The organism is Ralstonia sp. GX3-BWBA, assembly GCF_003290055.1.
Classification (GTDB): Bacteria; Pseudomonadota; Gammaproteobacteria; order Burkholderiales; family Burkholderiaceae; genus Ralstonia; species Ralstonia holmesii.
Genome location: NZ_QMKS01000024.1, coordinates 296,927 through 313,643 on the forward strand (window position 1 = coordinate 296,927; position 16,717 = coordinate 313,643).

General features: G+C 64.2%; 15 protein-coding genes. 7 read left to right on the forward strand and 8 right to left on the reverse strand.

Annotation, left to right across the window (positions count from 1 at the left end):
- Nucleotides 1-2: 2 nt before the first annotated feature.
- A complete protein-coding gene (locus tag DOD19_RS23985; RefSeq protein WP_024978291.1) occupies nt 3-254 on the reverse strand; it encodes a hypothetical protein in 252 nt (83 codons plus the stop codon).
- Between the two features lie 213 nt (nt 255-467).
- On the opposite strand from DOD19_RS23985, the gene DOD19_RS23990 reads away from it, so the two are divergent.
- Entirely contained in the window at nt 468-2,057 is a 1,590-nt protein-coding gene (locus DOD19_RS23990; protein ID WP_112188572.1) for a PAS domain-containing methyl-accepting chemotaxis protein, read from the forward strand.
- A gap of 21 nt (nt 2,058-2,078) precedes the next feature.
- On the opposite strand, the gene DOD19_RS23995 is transcribed toward DOD19_RS23990, so the two are convergent.
- Complete coding sequence (locus DOD19_RS23995; RefSeq protein ID WP_112188574.1) at nt 2,079-5,630, reverse strand: EAL domain-containing protein; 3,552 nt, start codon at nt 5,628-5,630, stop codon at nt 2,079-2,081.
- Nucleotides 5,631-6,319: 689 nt separating this feature from the next.
- Here DOD19_RS23995 and DOD19_RS24000 point away from each other — a divergent pair.
- The 4 genes from DOD19_RS24000 to DOD19_RS24015 all read left to right on the forward strand — a co-directional run bounded on the left by DOD19_RS24000 (nt 6,320) and on the right by DOD19_RS24015 (nt 9,269).
- Nucleotides 6,320-6,628 (forward strand): ferrous iron transport protein A, encoded by a 309-nt coding sequence (locus tag DOD19_RS24000; protein ID WP_024978288.1) that lies wholly within the window; start codon nt 6,320-6,322, stop codon nt 6,626-6,628.
- A 46-nt stretch (nt 6,629-6,674) separates the two neighbouring features.
- The gene (gene feoB, locus DOD19_RS24005; RefSeq protein WP_024978287.1) at nt 6,675-8,540 is read left to right on the forward strand and encodes a ferrous iron transport protein B; all 1,866 of its coding nucleotides are present in this window, start codon (nt 6,675-6,677) and stop codon (nt 8,538-8,540) included.
- Nucleotides 8,537-8,857, forward strand: a complete 321-nt coding sequence (locus DOD19_RS24010) for a DUF6587 family protein (protein WP_024978286.1) — start codon at nt 8,537-8,539, stop codon at nt 8,855-8,857. Before feoB ends, DOD19_RS24010 begins: the two co-directional genes overlap by 4 nt.
- Before the next feature lie 106 nt (nt 8,858-8,963).
- Nucleotides 8,964-9,269 (forward strand): hypothetical protein, encoded by a 306-nt coding sequence (locus DOD19_RS24015; RefSeq protein WP_024978285.1) that lies wholly within the window; start codon nt 8,964-8,966, stop codon nt 9,267-9,269.
- A gap of 10 nt (nt 9,270-9,279) precedes the next feature.
- On the opposite strand, the gene DOD19_RS24020 is transcribed toward DOD19_RS24015, so the two are convergent.
- The 3 genes from DOD19_RS24020 to DOD19_RS24030 form a co-directional block, all read right to left on the reverse strand.
- Entirely contained in the window at nt 9,280-9,531 is a 252-nt protein-coding gene (locus DOD19_RS24020; RefSeq protein ID WP_024978284.1) for a hypothetical protein, read from the reverse strand.
- Nucleotides 9,532-9,627: 96 nt separating this feature from the next.
- Nucleotides 9,628-10,083, reverse strand: coding sequence for a ferric iron uptake transcriptional regulator (gene fur / locus DOD19_RS24025; RefSeq protein ID WP_112188576.1), 456 nt, complete (start codon nt 10,081-10,083; stop codon nt 9,628-9,630).
- Between the two features lie 751 nt (nt 10,084-10,834).
- Nucleotides 10,835-11,698: an alpha/beta hydrolase gene (locus DOD19_RS24030; RefSeq protein WP_112188578.1), complete on the reverse strand. Its 864-nt coding sequence runs from the start codon at nt 11,696-11,698 to the stop codon at nt 10,835-10,837.
- Nucleotides 11,699-11,821: 123 nt separating this feature from the next.
- On the opposite strand from DOD19_RS24030, the gene DOD19_RS24035 reads away from it, so the two are divergent.
- On the forward strand, nt 11,822-12,673 hold the full coding sequence (locus DOD19_RS24035) for a LysR substrate-binding domain-containing protein (RefSeq protein WP_024978281.1): 852 nt from the start codon (nt 11,822-11,824) through the stop codon (nt 12,671-12,673).
- Nucleotides 12,674-12,750: 77 nt separating this feature from the next.
- Here DOD19_RS24035 and DOD19_RS24040 read toward each other — a convergent pair whose 3' ends face one another.
- Nucleotides 12,751-13,224, reverse strand: coding sequence for a nucleoside deaminase (locus tag DOD19_RS24040; protein ID WP_112188580.1), 474 nt, complete (start codon nt 13,222-13,224; stop codon nt 12,751-12,753).
- A gap of 94 nt (nt 13,225-13,318) precedes the next feature.
- Between DOD19_RS24040 and DOD19_RS24045 the strand changes: the two genes are divergently transcribed.
- Entirely contained in the window at nt 13,319-14,206 is an 888-nt protein-coding gene (locus tag DOD19_RS24045; protein ID WP_112188582.1) for a LysR substrate-binding domain-containing protein, read from the forward strand.
- Nucleotides 14,207-14,289: 83 nt separating this feature from the next.
- Here the strand turns inward: DOD19_RS24045 and ahpF are convergent, their stop codons facing one another.
- The gene (gene ahpF / locus DOD19_RS24050; RefSeq protein WP_112188584.1) at nt 14,290-15,864 is read right to left on the reverse strand and encodes an alkyl hydroperoxide reductase subunit F; all 1,575 of its coding nucleotides are present in this window, start codon (nt 15,862-15,864) and stop codon (nt 14,290-14,292) included.
- A 136-nt stretch (nt 15,865-16,000) separates the two neighbouring features.
- Nucleotides 16,001-16,564, reverse strand: coding sequence for an alkyl hydroperoxide reductase subunit C (ahpC, locus tag DOD19_RS24055; protein ID WP_024978277.1), 564 nt, complete (start codon nt 16,562-16,564; stop codon nt 16,001-16,003).
- Nucleotides 16,565-16,717: the final 153 nt, after the last annotated feature.

The following is a 16,717-nucleotide window of genomic DNA, read 5'->3' on the forward strand; positions in this document are numbered from 1 at the left end:
CCTCAGGTGGCAACTTCTGCACCGGGCGTGGCACCCCGCACCCAATCGCGCAGCAGGCGCTGCCCGTAAAGCAGCGCCGCGTCCATCGCTTCGCGCGGCGAGCCAAACGTGCATCCGGGCCGCACCGGTTGCGAGCCAGACAACGATTGCCCTTCCGCGCCGCGGAACACCACCTCGACACGCGCCTCCCAGCCCCGCCCGCCGGCGGGAACCACACGCGGGACGATCTCAACGTCTCCACAGATCTTGTGCACCTCGTTCCTCCGTCTGCAGCGCCTGAACGGCGCATTGCCAGCGACGTAGCAACGGCCATGCCCATCTAGGCAGGGCCTTGTGATTTGATCGAGATCAACTGCCGGCGCCCACATCACCTTTAGCCCGTCGCCGGTGTGCCGATGCAAAGGAGGACAGCGCGTCTCTCGCGCCCTTCCTTCCGTCCATCTGCGCCCACGAAGCGCGGCACAACCATGCGCAAGAATCTGCCGGTCACCCAAGCCGAAACCGCCCTCAACCCGACGGACTACCTCATCTCCCGCACCGATCTCAAAGGCCGCATCGTCTTCGCCAACCCGGCGTTCGTGCGCATCAGCGGCTATTTGCTGGAGGAGCTGGTGGGTGCGCCGCATAACCTCGTGCGCCACCCTGACATGCCCGAAGCCGCCTTCGCCGACTTGTGGGCCACGCTGCAAGCCGGCAAGCCGTGGCGCGGCTTCGTCAAGAACCGGCGCAAGGACGGCGGCTTCTACTGGGTGCTGGCCAACGTGACGCCGGTGTTTCAGAACAATGCGGTGGTCGGCTATACGTCCGTGCGTTCGATGGCCACGCCTGCGCAAATCGCGCGCGCGCAACGCGCCTATACCGCCATCAACGAAGGCGACACGTCGTACACCGTGCGCGCAGGCCGCATTCTGCGCACAGGCTGGCGGCGCGCAGCGAATCTGTTCCAGCGCGACAGCCTGCGCTTCAAGGTGATCGGCCTGCAGACGCTGATTGCGTCGGCCATCCTGATCGGTACGCTGTGGGCGCATATCGCGCTGGAAGCAGCCGATCTGCATGGCGCGGCGTGGCTCGTTTTCAGCCGCGACTGGCTATGGCTCACCGGCGTGGGTTGCGCCGGACTGGCGACGATGTCAGGTGTGTTGCTTGCGCGCACGCTCATCCGCCCGCTGGAAGAAGCCGCCATGCTGGCCACGCGCCTGGCAGCCGGCGATCTGACCACCGTGGTTGAAGCCCGCTCCAGCGACGAGTTGGGCGAAGTCATGCGCGCCATGGCCACCATGCGCGCGAGTCTGTCGTCCATCGTGCGCGACATCCAGGACGGTGCCGCCAGCGTCGCACACAGCACGCTGCAGATTTCGGCCGGCAACCATGACCTCTCTGCCCGCACCGAGCAGCAAGCCGCCGCGCTGGAAGAAACCGCATCGAGCATGGAAGAGCTGACGTCGATGGTCGCGCAGAATGCCGACCACGCCCGCGCCGCCAGCGCCCTTGCCGAGGAGGCCTCCACGATCGCGGCCGACGGCGGCCAGGTCGTGCAGCGCGTCGTACACACCATGGACGCCATCCGGGCCGACAGCCAGCGTGTAACCGAGATCATTGCCACCATCGAGAGCATCGCGTTCCAGACCAACATCCTTGCGCTCAACGCGGCTGTGGAAGCTGCCCGCGCGGGCGAAGAAGGCCGCGGCTTTGCGGTTGTGGCGGGCGAGGTGCGCAGCCTCGCGCAACGCAGCGCCCAGGCTGCAGCGCAGAGCAAGGAGATCATCCGCGCATCCGATCAATCCGTGCGCGACGGCGTGGATCTGGTTCACAAGGCCGGGGCGACCATGACGCAGATCGTGCAATCCGTGCAGACCGTCACGCAGCTCATGTCGGAAATCTCGGCCAGCTCGCGCGAGCAGAGTAGCGGCATTGCGCAGATCAACGCGTCGGTTTCGCAGCTCGATGGGGTGACGCAGCAGAACGCCACGCTGGTGGAAGAAGCTGCGGCGGCCACGTCGGTGCTGGCGCGCCAATCGGAAGATCTGAAGCACGCCATCGCGGTGTTCCGCGCGTAGCGCCGCCGCGGGTGCGGGGCCTTACAGCGTGAAGCGCGTGTCGCGTTCCAGGAGTGCCGTCACCGCCTCGGGCAACAGCGGCTCGCTGAAGTAATAACCCTGCAGCACGTCGCATTGGTGTGACGTCAGGAAGGCAGACTGCGCGGCATCTTCCACGCCTTCCGCGCACACCTTTACGCCCAGATTGTGCGCGAGCACCACGACCGTCGTGCAGATGGCGGCATCGTTGGAATCGCGGTCGATGTCCTTGACGAACGCGCGGTCGATCTTGATGAGGTCGATCGGTAAGCGCTTCAAATAGGCCAGGCTCGAATAGCCCGTGCCGAAGTCGTCGATGGCAATGCGCACGCCAAGCTGGCGAATGGCCGTGAGGTCTTCGATGGTGCGCTCGGTGCCCTCCATCAGCATCGACTCCGTCACTTCCAGTTCAAGGAAGCCCGAGCCGAGGCCGTATTGGCGCTGGAGCTTGAGCAGTGTCGGCAGCACGGTGCCGCGCTTGAACTGCAACGGCGACACGTTCACTGCCAGCGTCAGGTCATCGGCCAGGCCGCGTTTGTGCCACTCGGCGCGCTGCTGCGCAGCCTCGGTCAAGACCCAGTTGCCGATCTCGACAATCAGCCCGCTCTCTTCGGCCACCGGAATGAACGCCGCCGGCGGCAGCAACCCCCGCGTCGGATGAATCCAGCGGATCAACGCTTCCAGCCCGCACACGCGGCCCGTCTTGGTGTCGATCTGCGGCTGATACAGCAAGCGGAACTGGCCCTGCTCGAGTGCCGCCCGAATCTGGTGTTCCAGGTTCAGCCGGTACGACACGCCGATGTCCATCTCGGGCGCGAAGAACTCCAGGCGGTTACGGCCGTTCTGCTTGGCGTAATACATCGCCATCTCGGCGTGGCGGATGAGGCTATCGGCGTCTGCGCCGTGCGCCGGGTATTCGGCCACGCCAATACTTGCGGTCACGAACACCTCGTGCCCTTCCACGCGCACCGGCTCGGCAAACAGGTCAAAACCGAAATCGACACCGCGCGAACCCGCGTGCGAGATCACCAGTGCAAACACGTCGCCGCCAAAACGCGCCACGGTGTCCACCGTATCGGCGGCATCGCGCAGGCGCTCGGCCACACGGCGCAGCACCTCGTCGCCCAGCAGGTGGCCAAGGCTGTCGTTGACGACCTTGAAACGGTCAATGTTGACCAGCGCCACATAGAAGCGGCTTCGCTGGCGCGCGGCCATCTCCACCGACTGCTGCACGCGATCGGCCAGCAGCGTGCGGTTGGGCAGGCCCGTGAGCGAATCGATGGTGGCGTGCTGCGCCAGGCGCGTGCGCGTCATCTCTTGCTCCGTCACGTCGTCCTGAATGCCGACGTAATGCGTGACCGCACCTTTGGCATCGCGCACCGGCGAGAGCAGGAAGTTGTTCAGGAACGCGTGGCCGTCCTTGCGGAAATTACGCAGCAGCACGCGGATCTCGCTCTCGTCACGCAGGGCGGCACGCACTTCGTTGAGCGCAGGCTGCCCCGGCTCGGACGAGTGCAGGAAGCGTGCATTGCGGCCCAGCACTTCTTCTGCGCGATAGCCCGTCATGCGCTCGAAGCCCGGGTTCACGTACACGATCGGAAGGTCGGGCTGCTGCGCGTCGGCCACGGTAATGCCGGACGGCACCGATTCGACCACGCGGCGCAGCAGCCGCAGTTGCTCGTCGGAATCGCGCCGCTCGGTGATGTCCTGCATGGTGCCGAACAGGGCGACCACCTCATCGCGATCATTGCGCTCGATGTTGCCGCGCGAGAGCACCCAGCGGTGCTCGCCGTCGCGGCGGATCATCTCCAGGTCCAGCGAGTACGGTTCGCCTTCAGTCACGGCGCGGCTGGCGGCTTCACGCAGGCGGTTATAGCTGTCGGCGGTAAAGAACTGCGCCTGCTGCGCAAAGGCCGGGGGCGTGCCCAGCGGCATGCCAGTCAACACATACATGCCCGACGACCACGTGGTCGAGTCGCGCAGCACGTCCCAGCGCCAACTGCCCAGAAGCGCAATCTGCTCCGCCACGCGCAGGTTCGCTTCGCTGCTGCGCAGTTCCTGCTCAATTGCCGAGCGCTGCGAGATGTCGGTCACCCCGCCGACCATGCGCACGGCGCGGCCAGCCTGGTCTCGATACAGGCTCGCACGAATTTCCACCGTGCGCGTGGCGCGGTTGGCATCGATCACGCGGCAGACGTGCTGCCAGCTGTCGCGGTCTGAATTCAGCACGGCGCGCAGCTCGTGACCGAAGGCATCGACGTCGTCCGGGTGTACGAACTGGTGGAAGGTCAGCGTGCGCGAGGTACCTCCACCTGTGCCGTCGTCGTCGCCCCGGCTCAGCAGCGCGTCGCTGCCAAGCAGCCGATGCAGGCTGGCGTTGGCCCAGGACTCGCCCGTGGCGATATCCCAGTCGAAGATCCAGTCATTGGTGGCACGCGCCACGCGCTGGAAGCGTTCGGTCAGGCGGTGGACGGTGGCGTCGTGGCGCTGGATGGAGGCACGCATTTCGTTGAAGGTGCGCTCAAGCAGCGAGAGTTCATCGCGCGAGGTGCCGTGCTCGGGCACGCTGGCAGAAAAATCACCCGTTGCGTAGTGGCGCGCCGCATCCACGAGCGCATCGATGCGTGGCATGACCATCCGCCGCAGCGCCATCTGGATCAGCGCCAGCAGCATCACGACCATCAGCAGGATGGCGCCGCCGCCGGCCAGTGTCACGTCGCGCTGCTGGCGAACGATGTCGGTTGCGTCCACGCCGCGCACGATGCGCAAATGCCCGCCGGCCGCATGCGGCACCACCATGGCGGCGTAGGCGCGGCGCACGCCGTCCGTGTCGTCCACCAGCAGGGGTTCGCCCGGCTGTTGGGCCGCGGCAGCCACCAGCGGCCCGCGCATGATGGCCGGCACCTCGGCAGCCGCCAGGGCACCGTGGTTCGACAACACGTTGCCCTCGGCATCCACCAGATAGACGGGCGCTTCCGGCATGCCATCAACGGCCGCCGCAATCAGCGCACTCTGCCGCACCGCCGCGTACGCCACGCCGCGGATGGCGCCGTCGCTGCCTGCCATCGGCCGCGCCGAAATCAAGACGGCTTGGCTGGAGGCGCGTCCGGTCACGAACGTCGACAGAGACGGCCGGCCCGTCGCCATGATCTCGTTGATATACGGTCGGTCAGACAGATCGATGCCAAGCTTCGCCGTGTCGGGTGTGCATACCAGCTTGCGACGCGCATCGATGATGCCGAGGTTCGCGAGTTCGCTCTGGTTATGGAAGACGCGGTTGACGAAACTGCTGCACTCTTTCTGCTCCATGCGGAGCGCCGAATCGTCGGCCAGCAGCACCGACAGGAGCGTGTTGGCGTTGGACAGCACCATGCCGACGCGCGCAGCGGCGGCCTCGGTTTCGTGGGTCAGGTGCTGTGCGAGGTGATCATTGAGCCGGTCACGGTAAAGCGCCACACCGGCAATCGCCACGACGATGGCCGGCAAGGCGGCCACCGCAGCCAGGGCAAGCAAGCGGCCGCGCAGCGTGGTGGGAAAGAAAGCGTGCTTCGGCACTTGAATGACCGGTAGAGCCTATATGGAGAGCGAATGCACTCTGCGGTTGCACGATGCGCGGCTCAAGGACCATCCCTCCGGCGCACGATGCAGTTGCGGCATCGTGCCGGCTGACGGCTGACGCAGTGCGCGAGCATTTTGCTTGCAATTCCTATCGCACGCAACTTGTGGATAGTCTGTAGGTGACCCGGCCGCAAATCGGCATGGCAGGCGGCACGAAGCGTCATAACCGTGCGTGCGATGTGGCGCCCGGAGCACCGTTGCCGCTACCCTGGATCGGAGGCGTTGCGAGCCCGCTGTCATCGCGTCGGCAGTCTTTGGCGCAGATCGCCCAACTGGGGCAGATGCCAATAGAAAAAGCCACCGGATAGCGGTATCCGGTGGCTTCAAGAATACGCTTTGAACGGGGAAGTTCAGCGCAGTTGAAGGATAGGCAATGGTCCCCGTTCAGGCCAATACCCAGGATAGGGTAATTTAGGAAAAACCCTGCATGGGCAGCGGTTTTGGCCAGCGCACCCGTTGCGCGTGTGCCTTCTGCGCAACGCCCGACTCCGTAACAACCCGTCCTCCGAAATATCCATCCTGGCGACCGGGTGCCGCAGCCCGTGACGCGGGTTGTTGCGTTATAATGAAAACGATTCGCATTTAGCCTCATTGCATTTACCACGTTACGTTAGCGATCACGCACGATGCGCCTTTCCGAGCTTTCCCGCCGGGCGACGGCGGTGGTGGATCACGTTGAAGACCGTGAATCCGCCGATCCCATCAGCCAACGCCTGCGCGAACTCGGGTTCGTGACGGGCGAAGAGGTCCGCGTGGTGGCCGTCGGCCCGTTCGGCGGCGATCCGCTCGTCGTGCAGGTCGGCTTTACCCGCTTTGCGCTACGTCGTCAGGAGGCCGCCCGCGTGCGTGTGCGCGCCGAATCCGCCACGCAGCCCGCCGCCGCCATTGCCGCCCCCGAAACCGCGCCACCCGCAAAGGTGCGCGAGGCGGCATAGCCCGCCTCCCATTGCTGCCGCTTTCCGGCTCCGCTTATCCGGCTCCATGCAGATGCACGCTTCTTCCTCCTCCGCTTCCACACCCGCATTGCGCGTTGCCCTGGTCGGCAACCCCAACTGCGGCAAAACGGCGCTATTCAACCTGCTGACGGGCAGCCGTCAGAAGGTCGCCAACTATGCGGGCGTGACGGTCGAGCGCAAGGAAGGCCGCTTTACCTCGCCGTCGGGCCGGTATGTGCAGATCCTCGATCTGCCCGGCGCCTACAGCCTGATCGCCACCAGCCCGGACGAAGCCATTACGCGCGATATCTGCCTCGGCACGTTCCGTGGTGAGTCCCGCCCCGACCTGCTGATCTGCGTGGTCGACGCCACCAACCTGCGGCTGCACCTGCGCTTCGTTCTGGAGCTGCAACGCCTGGGCTTGCCCATGGTGCTAGCCCTGAACATGGTGGATGCGGCCGAGCGGCGTGGCATCCGCATCGACCGTGCCAAGCTGGAAGCCGCGCTGGGCGTGCCGGTGGTGCAAACCGTGGCCATCAAACGCAACGGCGCAGCCGACCTCGTCGCGCATATCGATCACGAACAACTGCCGGCCGTGCCGGTTGGGCTGCCGGCCGACGCCGATCCGCACGTCGAAGTGAAGCGCCTGCTCGATACCGCCGTCACCATGCCGCGCAGCACGGCCGAGCTGGACGACCGGCTCGACCGCATCGTGCTGCACCCGGTACTGGGCCTGGTGCTGCTGGCGGTGCTGATGTTCCTGATGTTCCAGGCGGTGTTCTCGTGGGCGCAGCCGCTCATGGACGGCATCCAGGGCGCTGTGGAAGCCGTTGGCGTGTGGGTCGGCAACGTCATGCCCGACGGCATGCTCAAGAGCCTGCTGGTGAACGGCATCATCGCCGGCACGGGCAGCGTGCTGGTGTTCCTGCCGCAGATCCTGATCCTGTTCCTCTTCATCCTCTCGCTGGAGGAATCGGGCTATCTGCCACGCGCGGCCTTCCTGCTCGACAGGTTGATGGCGGGCGCAGGGCTGTCGGGCCGCTCGTTCATTCCGCTGCTGTCGAGCTTTGCGTGCGCAATCCCGGGCGTGATGGCCACGCGCACGATTCAGGACCCGCGCGACCGGCTGGTGACGATTCTCGTTGCGCCGCTGATGACGTGCTCGGCGCGGCTGCCGGTGTATGCGCTGCTGATCGGTGCGTTCATCCCGGTACGGCAGGTGTGGGGCCTGTTCAATTTGCAGGGGCTGGTGCTGTTCGGGCTGTATATGGCGGGCATCGTATCGGCACTGGTCGTGGCCTACGTGCTCAAGTATCTGAAGCGCGATCGCAACGAGCACCCGCTCATTCTCGAACTGCCGTCGTACCGGCTGCCCAGCGCGCGCAACCTGATCGTCGGCCTGATCGAACGTGCACGCATTTTCTTGCGCCGCATCGGCACGGTCATCCTGAAGATGATGGTGGTGCTGTGGTTCCTCTCGACGTTCCCCTCGCCGCCGGCCAACGCCACGCTGCCAGCCATCGATTACAGCTTTGCGGGGATGATCGGCCGCGCGCTCGAAGTCGTGTTCGCGCCAATTGGCTTCACGTGGCAGATGTGTATTGCGCTGATTCCCGGCATGGCTGCACGTGAAGTGGCCGTGGGCGCATTGGCGACGGTGTACTCGCTCTCGGCCACGCATGAAGATGCGGCTGCGCAACTGGCGCCGATCATCTCCCAGCAATGGTCGCTGGCCACGGCGCTGGCCTTCCTGGCGTGGTACGTCTACGCGCCCCAGTGCATCTCGACGCTGGCCACCATCCGCCGCGAGACCAACTCGTGGAAGGTCATGGCGGGCACCGCCGGTTACCTCTTCGCGCTGGCCTACCTGGCCGCGTTTGCCACCTACCAGATCGCACGGGTGCTGACATGAGCATGTACCACGTTGTCGAAACCGGTGTTGTCGCCACGGTCGTGGCGCTGAGCGCCTTGTCGCTGACCGGCCGCTATGCGCCGGCAATGCGTGCCCGCACGGCCGCACGCGTGGCGGGCTGGTGTGATCGACCGTCGCGGCCGGGCTGGATGCGCGCCTTCGGGCAGCGGTTGCTCACGCCGGGCGAGTCGCCTTCGTGCCACTCCGATCCGCTTTCAGGCAGCGCATGCGGCAGCGGTTGCAGCGGTTGCGCATCGGGTGAATCGTCATCATCCGCGGCGGTTGAACAGCCGATCCACTTCGTGCGGCGCAAATAACGGCCGACGCAACGTCACAACACCGACGGGCTCGCATGACGCGGGCCCGTTTTGTTTTTGTCCAGCGCAGGCGTAGACTGGTCCAAACCTGAACGGGGGACGCGTCATGACCGAAGAGTTGCTGGTCCAGTTGATTGCGGAAGTCGAGAAGGAAGACCCAGTGGATTTCGCCAACCTGCCCTTTGACGAGCAGATGTTGCGCGACCTGGTCTGCAAGCTGGTGTCGCGCCAGCTGACGCAAATGGAAGATGCCCACTTCAGCCAGGACGAGGTGATCGTGTCGCTCACGGCGAGCATCGCCAAGCTGGTACTCGAAAATCTTGTGCTGAATGCGCGCCTGCTGGCACAGCAGGGGCACGGTGAAAGCGCACGCGCGCTGCTGGAGCGGATATCCCGCCAGGCGAAGGGATAAGCGACGCAGGTTACTGGGCCGGCACCACGTTGTACTGCGTGCGGGCGCGCGTCAGCAGGCGCTTGGCGACGGACAGACCGCGAATGGCGGCGTCATCGTCGTCGACCGGAAAATCAAACTCGGCGCTCCAGTTGCAGCCGGTGTGATCTGGGCGGTGAATGCACATCGCTCGTAGTTGGCACTGCGCGCATTCCGGATGTTGCTGGACGCAGCGGGCCAGCAAGGTCTTGAGTTCATGTTCGGACTTCAGACGGCGTTGCATCGGCATCTCCTGAATAACAGGGAGTTGGAACACCGAGCGCGCAGTGAGTTTCGCCATGATTCCGCCGATACTGTTTCAGCAAGTTACCGGATCACATCACGCGTTCAACCCAATCGCGCCGGACGCCCCCGCAACAGCCTGACACGCGGGGCATACGCCGTAGAGCGCCAGCGCGTGATCGCGCAGCACAAAGCCGCGCTCGTCGGCCACACGCTCCTGCCGCGACTCAATGGCGTCGTCGTGAAACTCCTCCACGCGGCCGCACGACAGGCAAATCAGGTGATCGTGATGCGCGCCCTCGTTCAGCTCATACACCGCATGGCCGGCCTCGAACGTATGGCGCAACAGCACGCCGGCGTCCACCAACTGATTGAGCACGCGATAGACCGTGGAGATGCCGACGTCGAGTTCCGACGTGAGCAACTGACGGTACACATCTTCTGCGCTCAGGTGGCGGCCGTGTTCCGTACCGGCGGTGAGGATTTCCAGAATCTTGACGCGTGGCGACGTGGCTTTGAGCCCCGCCCGGTGCAGGTCGGTCGAGTTTGGCATGGCGTTCGTTGGGGCGAGATTTGGGTACAGCAGGCGGGGCACTACAGCGGGCGAGAACCAGAAACGACCGGGCACCAAGCATGCAGGCCGGGTCGATGCGTTCCGAAAAAAAACGGCATGGCTGGCAGCCCGGAAAAGTCGCAGTCGGGAAAGCGGGGTCTGAGTGCTTTCCCGACTGTCGGGCGGCTTGCTACTGCCAAACGCTCTGTGTGTCAGAGCGGTCCCCACAAAAGATCGGTTGCCGGGCGCCGGCCCATGAAGCAGCGAGCACACGCAGCGAAATTCAGTTCGATGTGCTGTGCCTTGGGGGATGTGCCCTGGGGGCAGATCCATCGGCTGCAGCGCCGTCGATGGACACACTATAAATGCGAATGATTCGCATTACAAGGGTTTTCTTTGCGAACTGTTGAAGACCCCGATCCGAGTGCGGCTACCCGGCAGCGCAAGTGGCATCACAGGGGCCCGATAGCGCGGGCGTAGCCGCCTACTCCCTCAATGCTGACGGTCTGGTGTATCAAGCGTTTGCTGACTGCAGGCGTACGGCATCGACCTGACTGCCATTCAGCAGATGGGCGTGCTGCTGGTCATGTTGGTTGCAAGCAAAGGGCTGCGTGGACGTTGAGAGATGCCCTCCCCGGCAACAATTCACCTGCGCCTCCGCAAGTCAGCGCGCGGCCTCCAAGAAGAACAATGAGGCCAGATTGATTGTCGGTCTGTCCTTCGAACTGTAGATGGCTAACGTACGGGACGACTAGGCGGCCAATTGACTAAGCGCCCGGTTGAACGCGCCCGGGTTGGCGATGTTCATGCCATGCGACGCCCCGGCGATGGTTTGACGCTCAGCCTGTGGAATCCACGCATGGAGTTTGTCGACGGTGTTCCGGAACATGCGCGGGCTCTTTTGCCCGTCGATCAGCAACGTACGGCACTGGATTTCGCTGGCCGCCTCAGGCGTATAGGCGGGTAGTGGATCACGCAGCTGCTTGGGCAGCGTGAGCGCATTGTCCAGCGCCATCCTGCGGAAGCTCTGCGTGCTCTTGCCCCAGAAGCCGGGCATGGTGACCGAGTCCACAAACAGGTTCAGGCCTGCGTCAAATTCACCCTGTTCGATCAGGTCGGCAGCTTGTGCTCTCAATGCCTGGACCGCGGGCGGCAAGGCGCCAGTGGCTGCTTGCGGCGCTGCCTGCAACGGGCCACCCGGATCGGCCAGCGTGAGCGTCTTCACCAGGTGCGGGTACTGCCGCGCCAGATGGAACGCAACGCACCCGCCGCGCGAATGGCCAACCAGGTGCACCGGGCCCAGCCCGAGCGCTTCGATGAACTCTGCCATCTCAACGACGTGCGCTTCCCAGCTGAAATCGCCGTGCCCGAATGCGTGGGTTTCCGGCCAATAGTGGCCCAGGCTCGGCGCGAAGCAGCGGAACTGCTTCGACAGCGTGGCGAGCTGCGGATCCCAATAGCGGTAATCGCACAACGACCCGTGAACAAAGACCATCGGCTCGCCGCTTCCGGCTTCCACGTAGGGCACCGAGGTGCCCGAGGCGGTGGCAGCAAAAGTGGGTTGTGGCCAGACACCGGCAAGAGCCAGCGTCGTCAGGGGCGTTCGCGCATTCATTGTTGAAACTCCGTTTTCCCGAGACTTTGCTGCACCGCAATTGAAAAGAAAATCGCATAATATTGATGGAATCTTTCAGTTTTTCTGATACATCCTCGCAAGCGAGCGCGCATGAGTACCGAGATGAAAGCCCTGGACGTCGACGTTCTCACCATGATCGTCGCCGTTGCCGACACAGGCACGATCAGCCGGGCGGCAGATCTCGTGCACCGCTCGCAATCAGCCGTAAGCATGCAGATCAAGACGCTGGAATCGGCGCTCGGAAAGGCGCTGTTCGTGCGCAAGCCGCGTAGCGTGATACCAACACAAGACGGCGAGGTGCTGCTGGCGTATGCGCGCCGGATCATTGCGCTGCGTGATGAAGCCTGGGCAGCGGTCGTGCGGCCGGACGTGACGGGCCGGGTGGTGATCGGTGTGCCGGACGACTACGCGTCGTCGCTGTTCCCGCCGATTCTCAAGAAATTCTCGGCCAGCTATCCGAAGGTCGAGATCCAGGTGATCGGCTTGCCCAGCGTGGCGTTGGCGCCGATGTTGCGTGATGGCACGGTGGACCTCGTCTGCGCCACACGCGTCAAAGGGCTGACCGGCGAATTTTTGCGGCACGAGCCGATGGTGTGGGCAGCGGGTCCGGGGGCGACGGAAATCTGGCGTGAGCGGCCATTGCCCATTGCGGTGTTTCTGCCGGGAAGCGTCGCGCGGGAAAAAGCGATTCGCAGTCTCGAGCGCGCGAAGATCGCCTACCGGACTTCGTACGAAAGCCCGAGCCTGCTGGGCTTGCTGACGATGGCCCGCGCGGGCCTCGCCATCACCCCACTGGCGCGATGTGCCGTGCCCTCCGACTTTACGTTGCTCGGATCCACTCACGGCCTGCCGGAGATCGGTACGTTGGAGATCGTCTTGGCGCGTAGCGTCACTTCCAACCGTCAACCCTGCGATTTCCTGGCCGAGCGGATTGTGGCTGAGCTAACTGCGTGAGCCGGCTTCGATAACCTTCGCGTGACTGATCGGGAAATCGCTCGCTTTTGAAACAACGGCGGCTAGTTCGGTGAATCTCAGGGCGCAAGTTCAGCCCGAGCGCGACGGGCCTGCCAAGCTTCGTAAAGGCCCCGCTCGCCCGTTGGCCTGGACGGATGCAGTTGCAGTTCACCGTCCGCCGGCGCGCGACGCATTTCGGCATACAAGGCGGCGGTCGACATACCGAAAGGCTCGCCATCTTCGTTGGAATACGCAAAGTACGCCGTGCGAATGCCGCAGCGGCGCATGGCGGCAAAACACATCGGGCACGGATGGCCGCTGGCGTACATCACCGCACCGCGCAAGTCGGGCGTGGCCAGCGCCTGGCTTGCCTGGCGGATGGCCTGCATTTCGGCATGCGCTGTGGGGTCATTGGTGGCGAGCACCTCGTTCACGGCACGGGCCACGATCTTGCCGTCGCGCACCAACACAGCCCCAAACGGCAGCCCGCCGGCGCTGACGTTATCGCACGCAAGCTCCACTGCCTCACGCATGTATGGCTCATCGGACATCGGGTTCTCCGCAGACGAAATTGCGGGTCGATTATGGTTGCGCCCCTAAACATGTTGAAATTAAATAATGGAATGAGATTCAGTGGGTTTTCAAATGATTGATCTTGTGTTGCTGCGCAGCTTTGTCACGGTGGTCGATACAGGCAACTTCACGCGTGCGGCCGAGCATTTGCACTTGACGCAATCGACTGTCAGCCAGCAGATCCTGCGGCTCGAGCAGCAGTTGGACTGCCGCCTGCTTGACCGCAGCCAACGCCAGGTGTTGCCGACGGAAGAAGGCGACCGCCTGCTTGGCTACGCACGCCGTCTGCTGCGCCTGGCCAACGAAGCGAGCGAGGCGCTCAGCCCCGAACACACCGGCGGCGTGCTGCGCCTGGGCGTGCCGGAAGACCTCGGCAGCGGCGCGCTGATGCCGCTCATTGCCAGCTTTGCGCGCGAGCGCCCGCGCCTGCGTCTGGAAGTAGAAAGCGGCCTCTCCCACCACCTGCTGCGCCTGTACCGCAATGGCGATCTCGACATGCTGCTCGTCAAGCAATGGGGCACCGATAGCGATTGCCATGCGCGCTGGGCTGAACCAGTTTGCTGGATCGACAGCGCCGAGCGGCCGCACACGCTGCCGCTCGGGCCGTCGCAACCTGCGTTGCCGCTGGTGGTGTTTCCGGTGGGCGCGCTGTATCGGCAGGAGATGCTGCACGCGCTGGAATCGATCGGCCAGCCGTGGCGTATCACGTATTCAAGCCCGAGCCTGGCGAGCCTGTGTGCGGCTGTCAGCGCGGGGCTGGGCGTGAGCCTGCTGCCGGCCAGCACCGTGCAGGCCCGACATCGCGTGCTCGGCGCTGCCGATGGTTTTCCGGAGATCGGCGGGCTGGAGCTGGCGCTTTTTGCGCGACCCGACCTCGACAGCGCGGGGCGCGCGTTGCGCGATCGCCTTGTCGACATGTGCTCCGCGCGCGCGCAGGTGCTGCAGTCCGCGGCCGGCTGAGCGCCAAAGCGCCCAAGAAAAAAGCCGGACCCGCTGATCGCGAAGTCCGGCTTTGTACAGCGTGGTTCAGCCTGGATCAGGCCTCAAGCAGCTTCGGCCAGCGGCACGCGGATCAGATGATCGAACGCCGACAGTGCGGCCTTCGCGCCATCGCCGGTGGCGATGATGATCTGCTTGTACGGTGTCGTGGTCGCATCGCCTGCGGCAAACACACCTTCCGCACTGGTCTGGCCACGCGCATCGACGACGATCTCGCCAAAGCGGTTGCGCTCGAGCGCGCCATCCAGCCATTCGGTGTTGGGCACCAGGCCGATCTGCACGAACACGCCTTCGAGCGCGACCGTGTGCTCGACGCCATCCACGCGGCTCTTGTAGCGCAGGCCGTTGACCTTCTGGCCGTCACCGGTGATCTCGGTGGTCTGCGCGTTGGTCACGATGGTCGCGTTCGGCAGGCTTTGCAGCTTGCGCACCAGCACCGCATCGGCCTTCAGCTCGCTGGCGAATTCCAGCAGCGTGACGTGGCTCACGAGGCCGGCCAGGTCGATGGCCGCTTCCACACCCGAGTTGCCACCGCCGATCACGGCCACGCGCTTGCCCTTGAACAGCGGGCCATCGCAGTGCGGGCAATAGGCCACGCCCTTGTTCTTGTATTCCTGCTCGCCCGGCACGTTCACGTTGCGCCAGCGGGCGCCGGTCGACAGGATGACCGAGCGGCCCTTGAGCACCGCGCCGTTGGCCAGCGTCACCTCGGCAAAGCCGCCCGGCTCGTCCGCCGGCGTGAGCTTGACCGCGCGCTGCGTGTTCATGATGTCGACCTCGTACTGGCGCACGTGCTGCTCCAGCGCGGCGGCAAACTTCGGCCCTTCGGTCTCCTGCACGGAGATGAAGTTTTCAATGCCCAGCGTGTCGAGCACCTGACCGCCAAAACGCTCAGCCACCACGCCGGTGCGAACGCCCTTGCGCGCCGCGTACACGGCAGCCGCCGCACCTGCCGGGCCACCGCCGACGATCAGCACGTCAAACGCTTCCTTGGCGGCAAGCTTTTCAGCGTCCCGTGCGGCAGCGCCGGTGTCGATCTTGGCGAGGATTTCTTCCACGCCCATGCGGCCCGTGCCGAAGGTCTCGCCGTTCAGGAACACGGTCGGCACGGCCATGATCTGGCGCGCCTCGATTTCGCCCTGATACAGCGCGCCGTCAATGGCGACGTGCTGGATGCGCGGGTTGATCACGGACATCACGTTCAGCGCCTGGACCACATCCGGGCAGTTCTGGCACGTGAGCGACATGTAGGTCTCGAAGCGGAAATCCCCTTCGATATTGCGAATCTGTTCGATGACGTCGGCTTCGAGCTTGGGCGCATAGCCGCCCACTTGCAGCAGCGCCAGCACGAGAGAGGTGAACTCGTGACCGGTCGGGATGGCGGCAAAACGCACGCTCACATCGGCGCCGGTGCGACGGATCAGGAACGACGGCGCACGCTCGGCGGCGTCACGTTGTTCGGTCAGCACGATCATGCTGGACTGCTCGGCCACGTCGCGCAGCAGGTCGATCATGTCGCGGGAGCCCTCGCTGTCATCGACGTTGGCAATCAGCTCAATGGGCTGCACGAGGCGTTCGAGGTAGGCCTTCAGTTGGGCCTTGACATCAGCATCCAGCATGACGACTTCCTTTGTATTCGTTGAATCCGTGTCCGGACAAATCAGTGGGCGCGGCACATGCCTGCGCCCTTAAGCAAACGGCCGGCAGAGCCGGCCGTTTTTTCCGCTGCATTTCTGCAGCAACAGCCTTTACAACTTAGATCTTGCCGACCAGGTCGAGCGACGGCTTGATCGTCTTGGCGCCTTCGTTCCACTTGGCCGGGCACACGTTGCCCGGGTTGTTGGCGACGAACTGGGCAGCCTTGAGCTTGCGCAGGGTTTCCTTCACGTCACGGGCAATGGCGTTGTCGTGCACTTCCATCGTCTTGATCACGCCTTGCGGGTCGATCACGAACGTGCCGCGCAGTGCCAGGCCTTCTTCCGGAATGTGCACGCCGAAGGCGTTGGTCAGTTGGTGCGTCGGGTCACCCACCAGCGGGAACTGGGCCTTGCCCACGGCCGGCGACGTTTCGTGCCACACCTTGTGCGAGAAGTGCGTGTCGGTCGTGACGATGTAGACCTCGGCGCCAGCCTTCTGGAATTCTGCGTAGTTGTCCGCTGCGTCTTCCACTTCGGTCGGGCAGTTGAAGGTGAATGCGGCCGGCATGAAGATCAGCACGGACCACTTGCCCTTGAGCGACTCATCCGTGACTTCGATGAACTTGCCGTTGTGGAACGCTTGGGCCTTGAACGGTTGGACTTGAGTATTGATCAGCGACATAGTGGTTTTCGGTTGGGTTGCTTGGTTGACAACGGAGTGGATCGTATCGTCGATCGATGCATTGCACAAGTTGATTGATATGATTTTATCGATTGTTTTTTTCTATCACATGGGCAGCCGAGCGCCTACGGCCTGAGGCGCCATCCGTCCTAA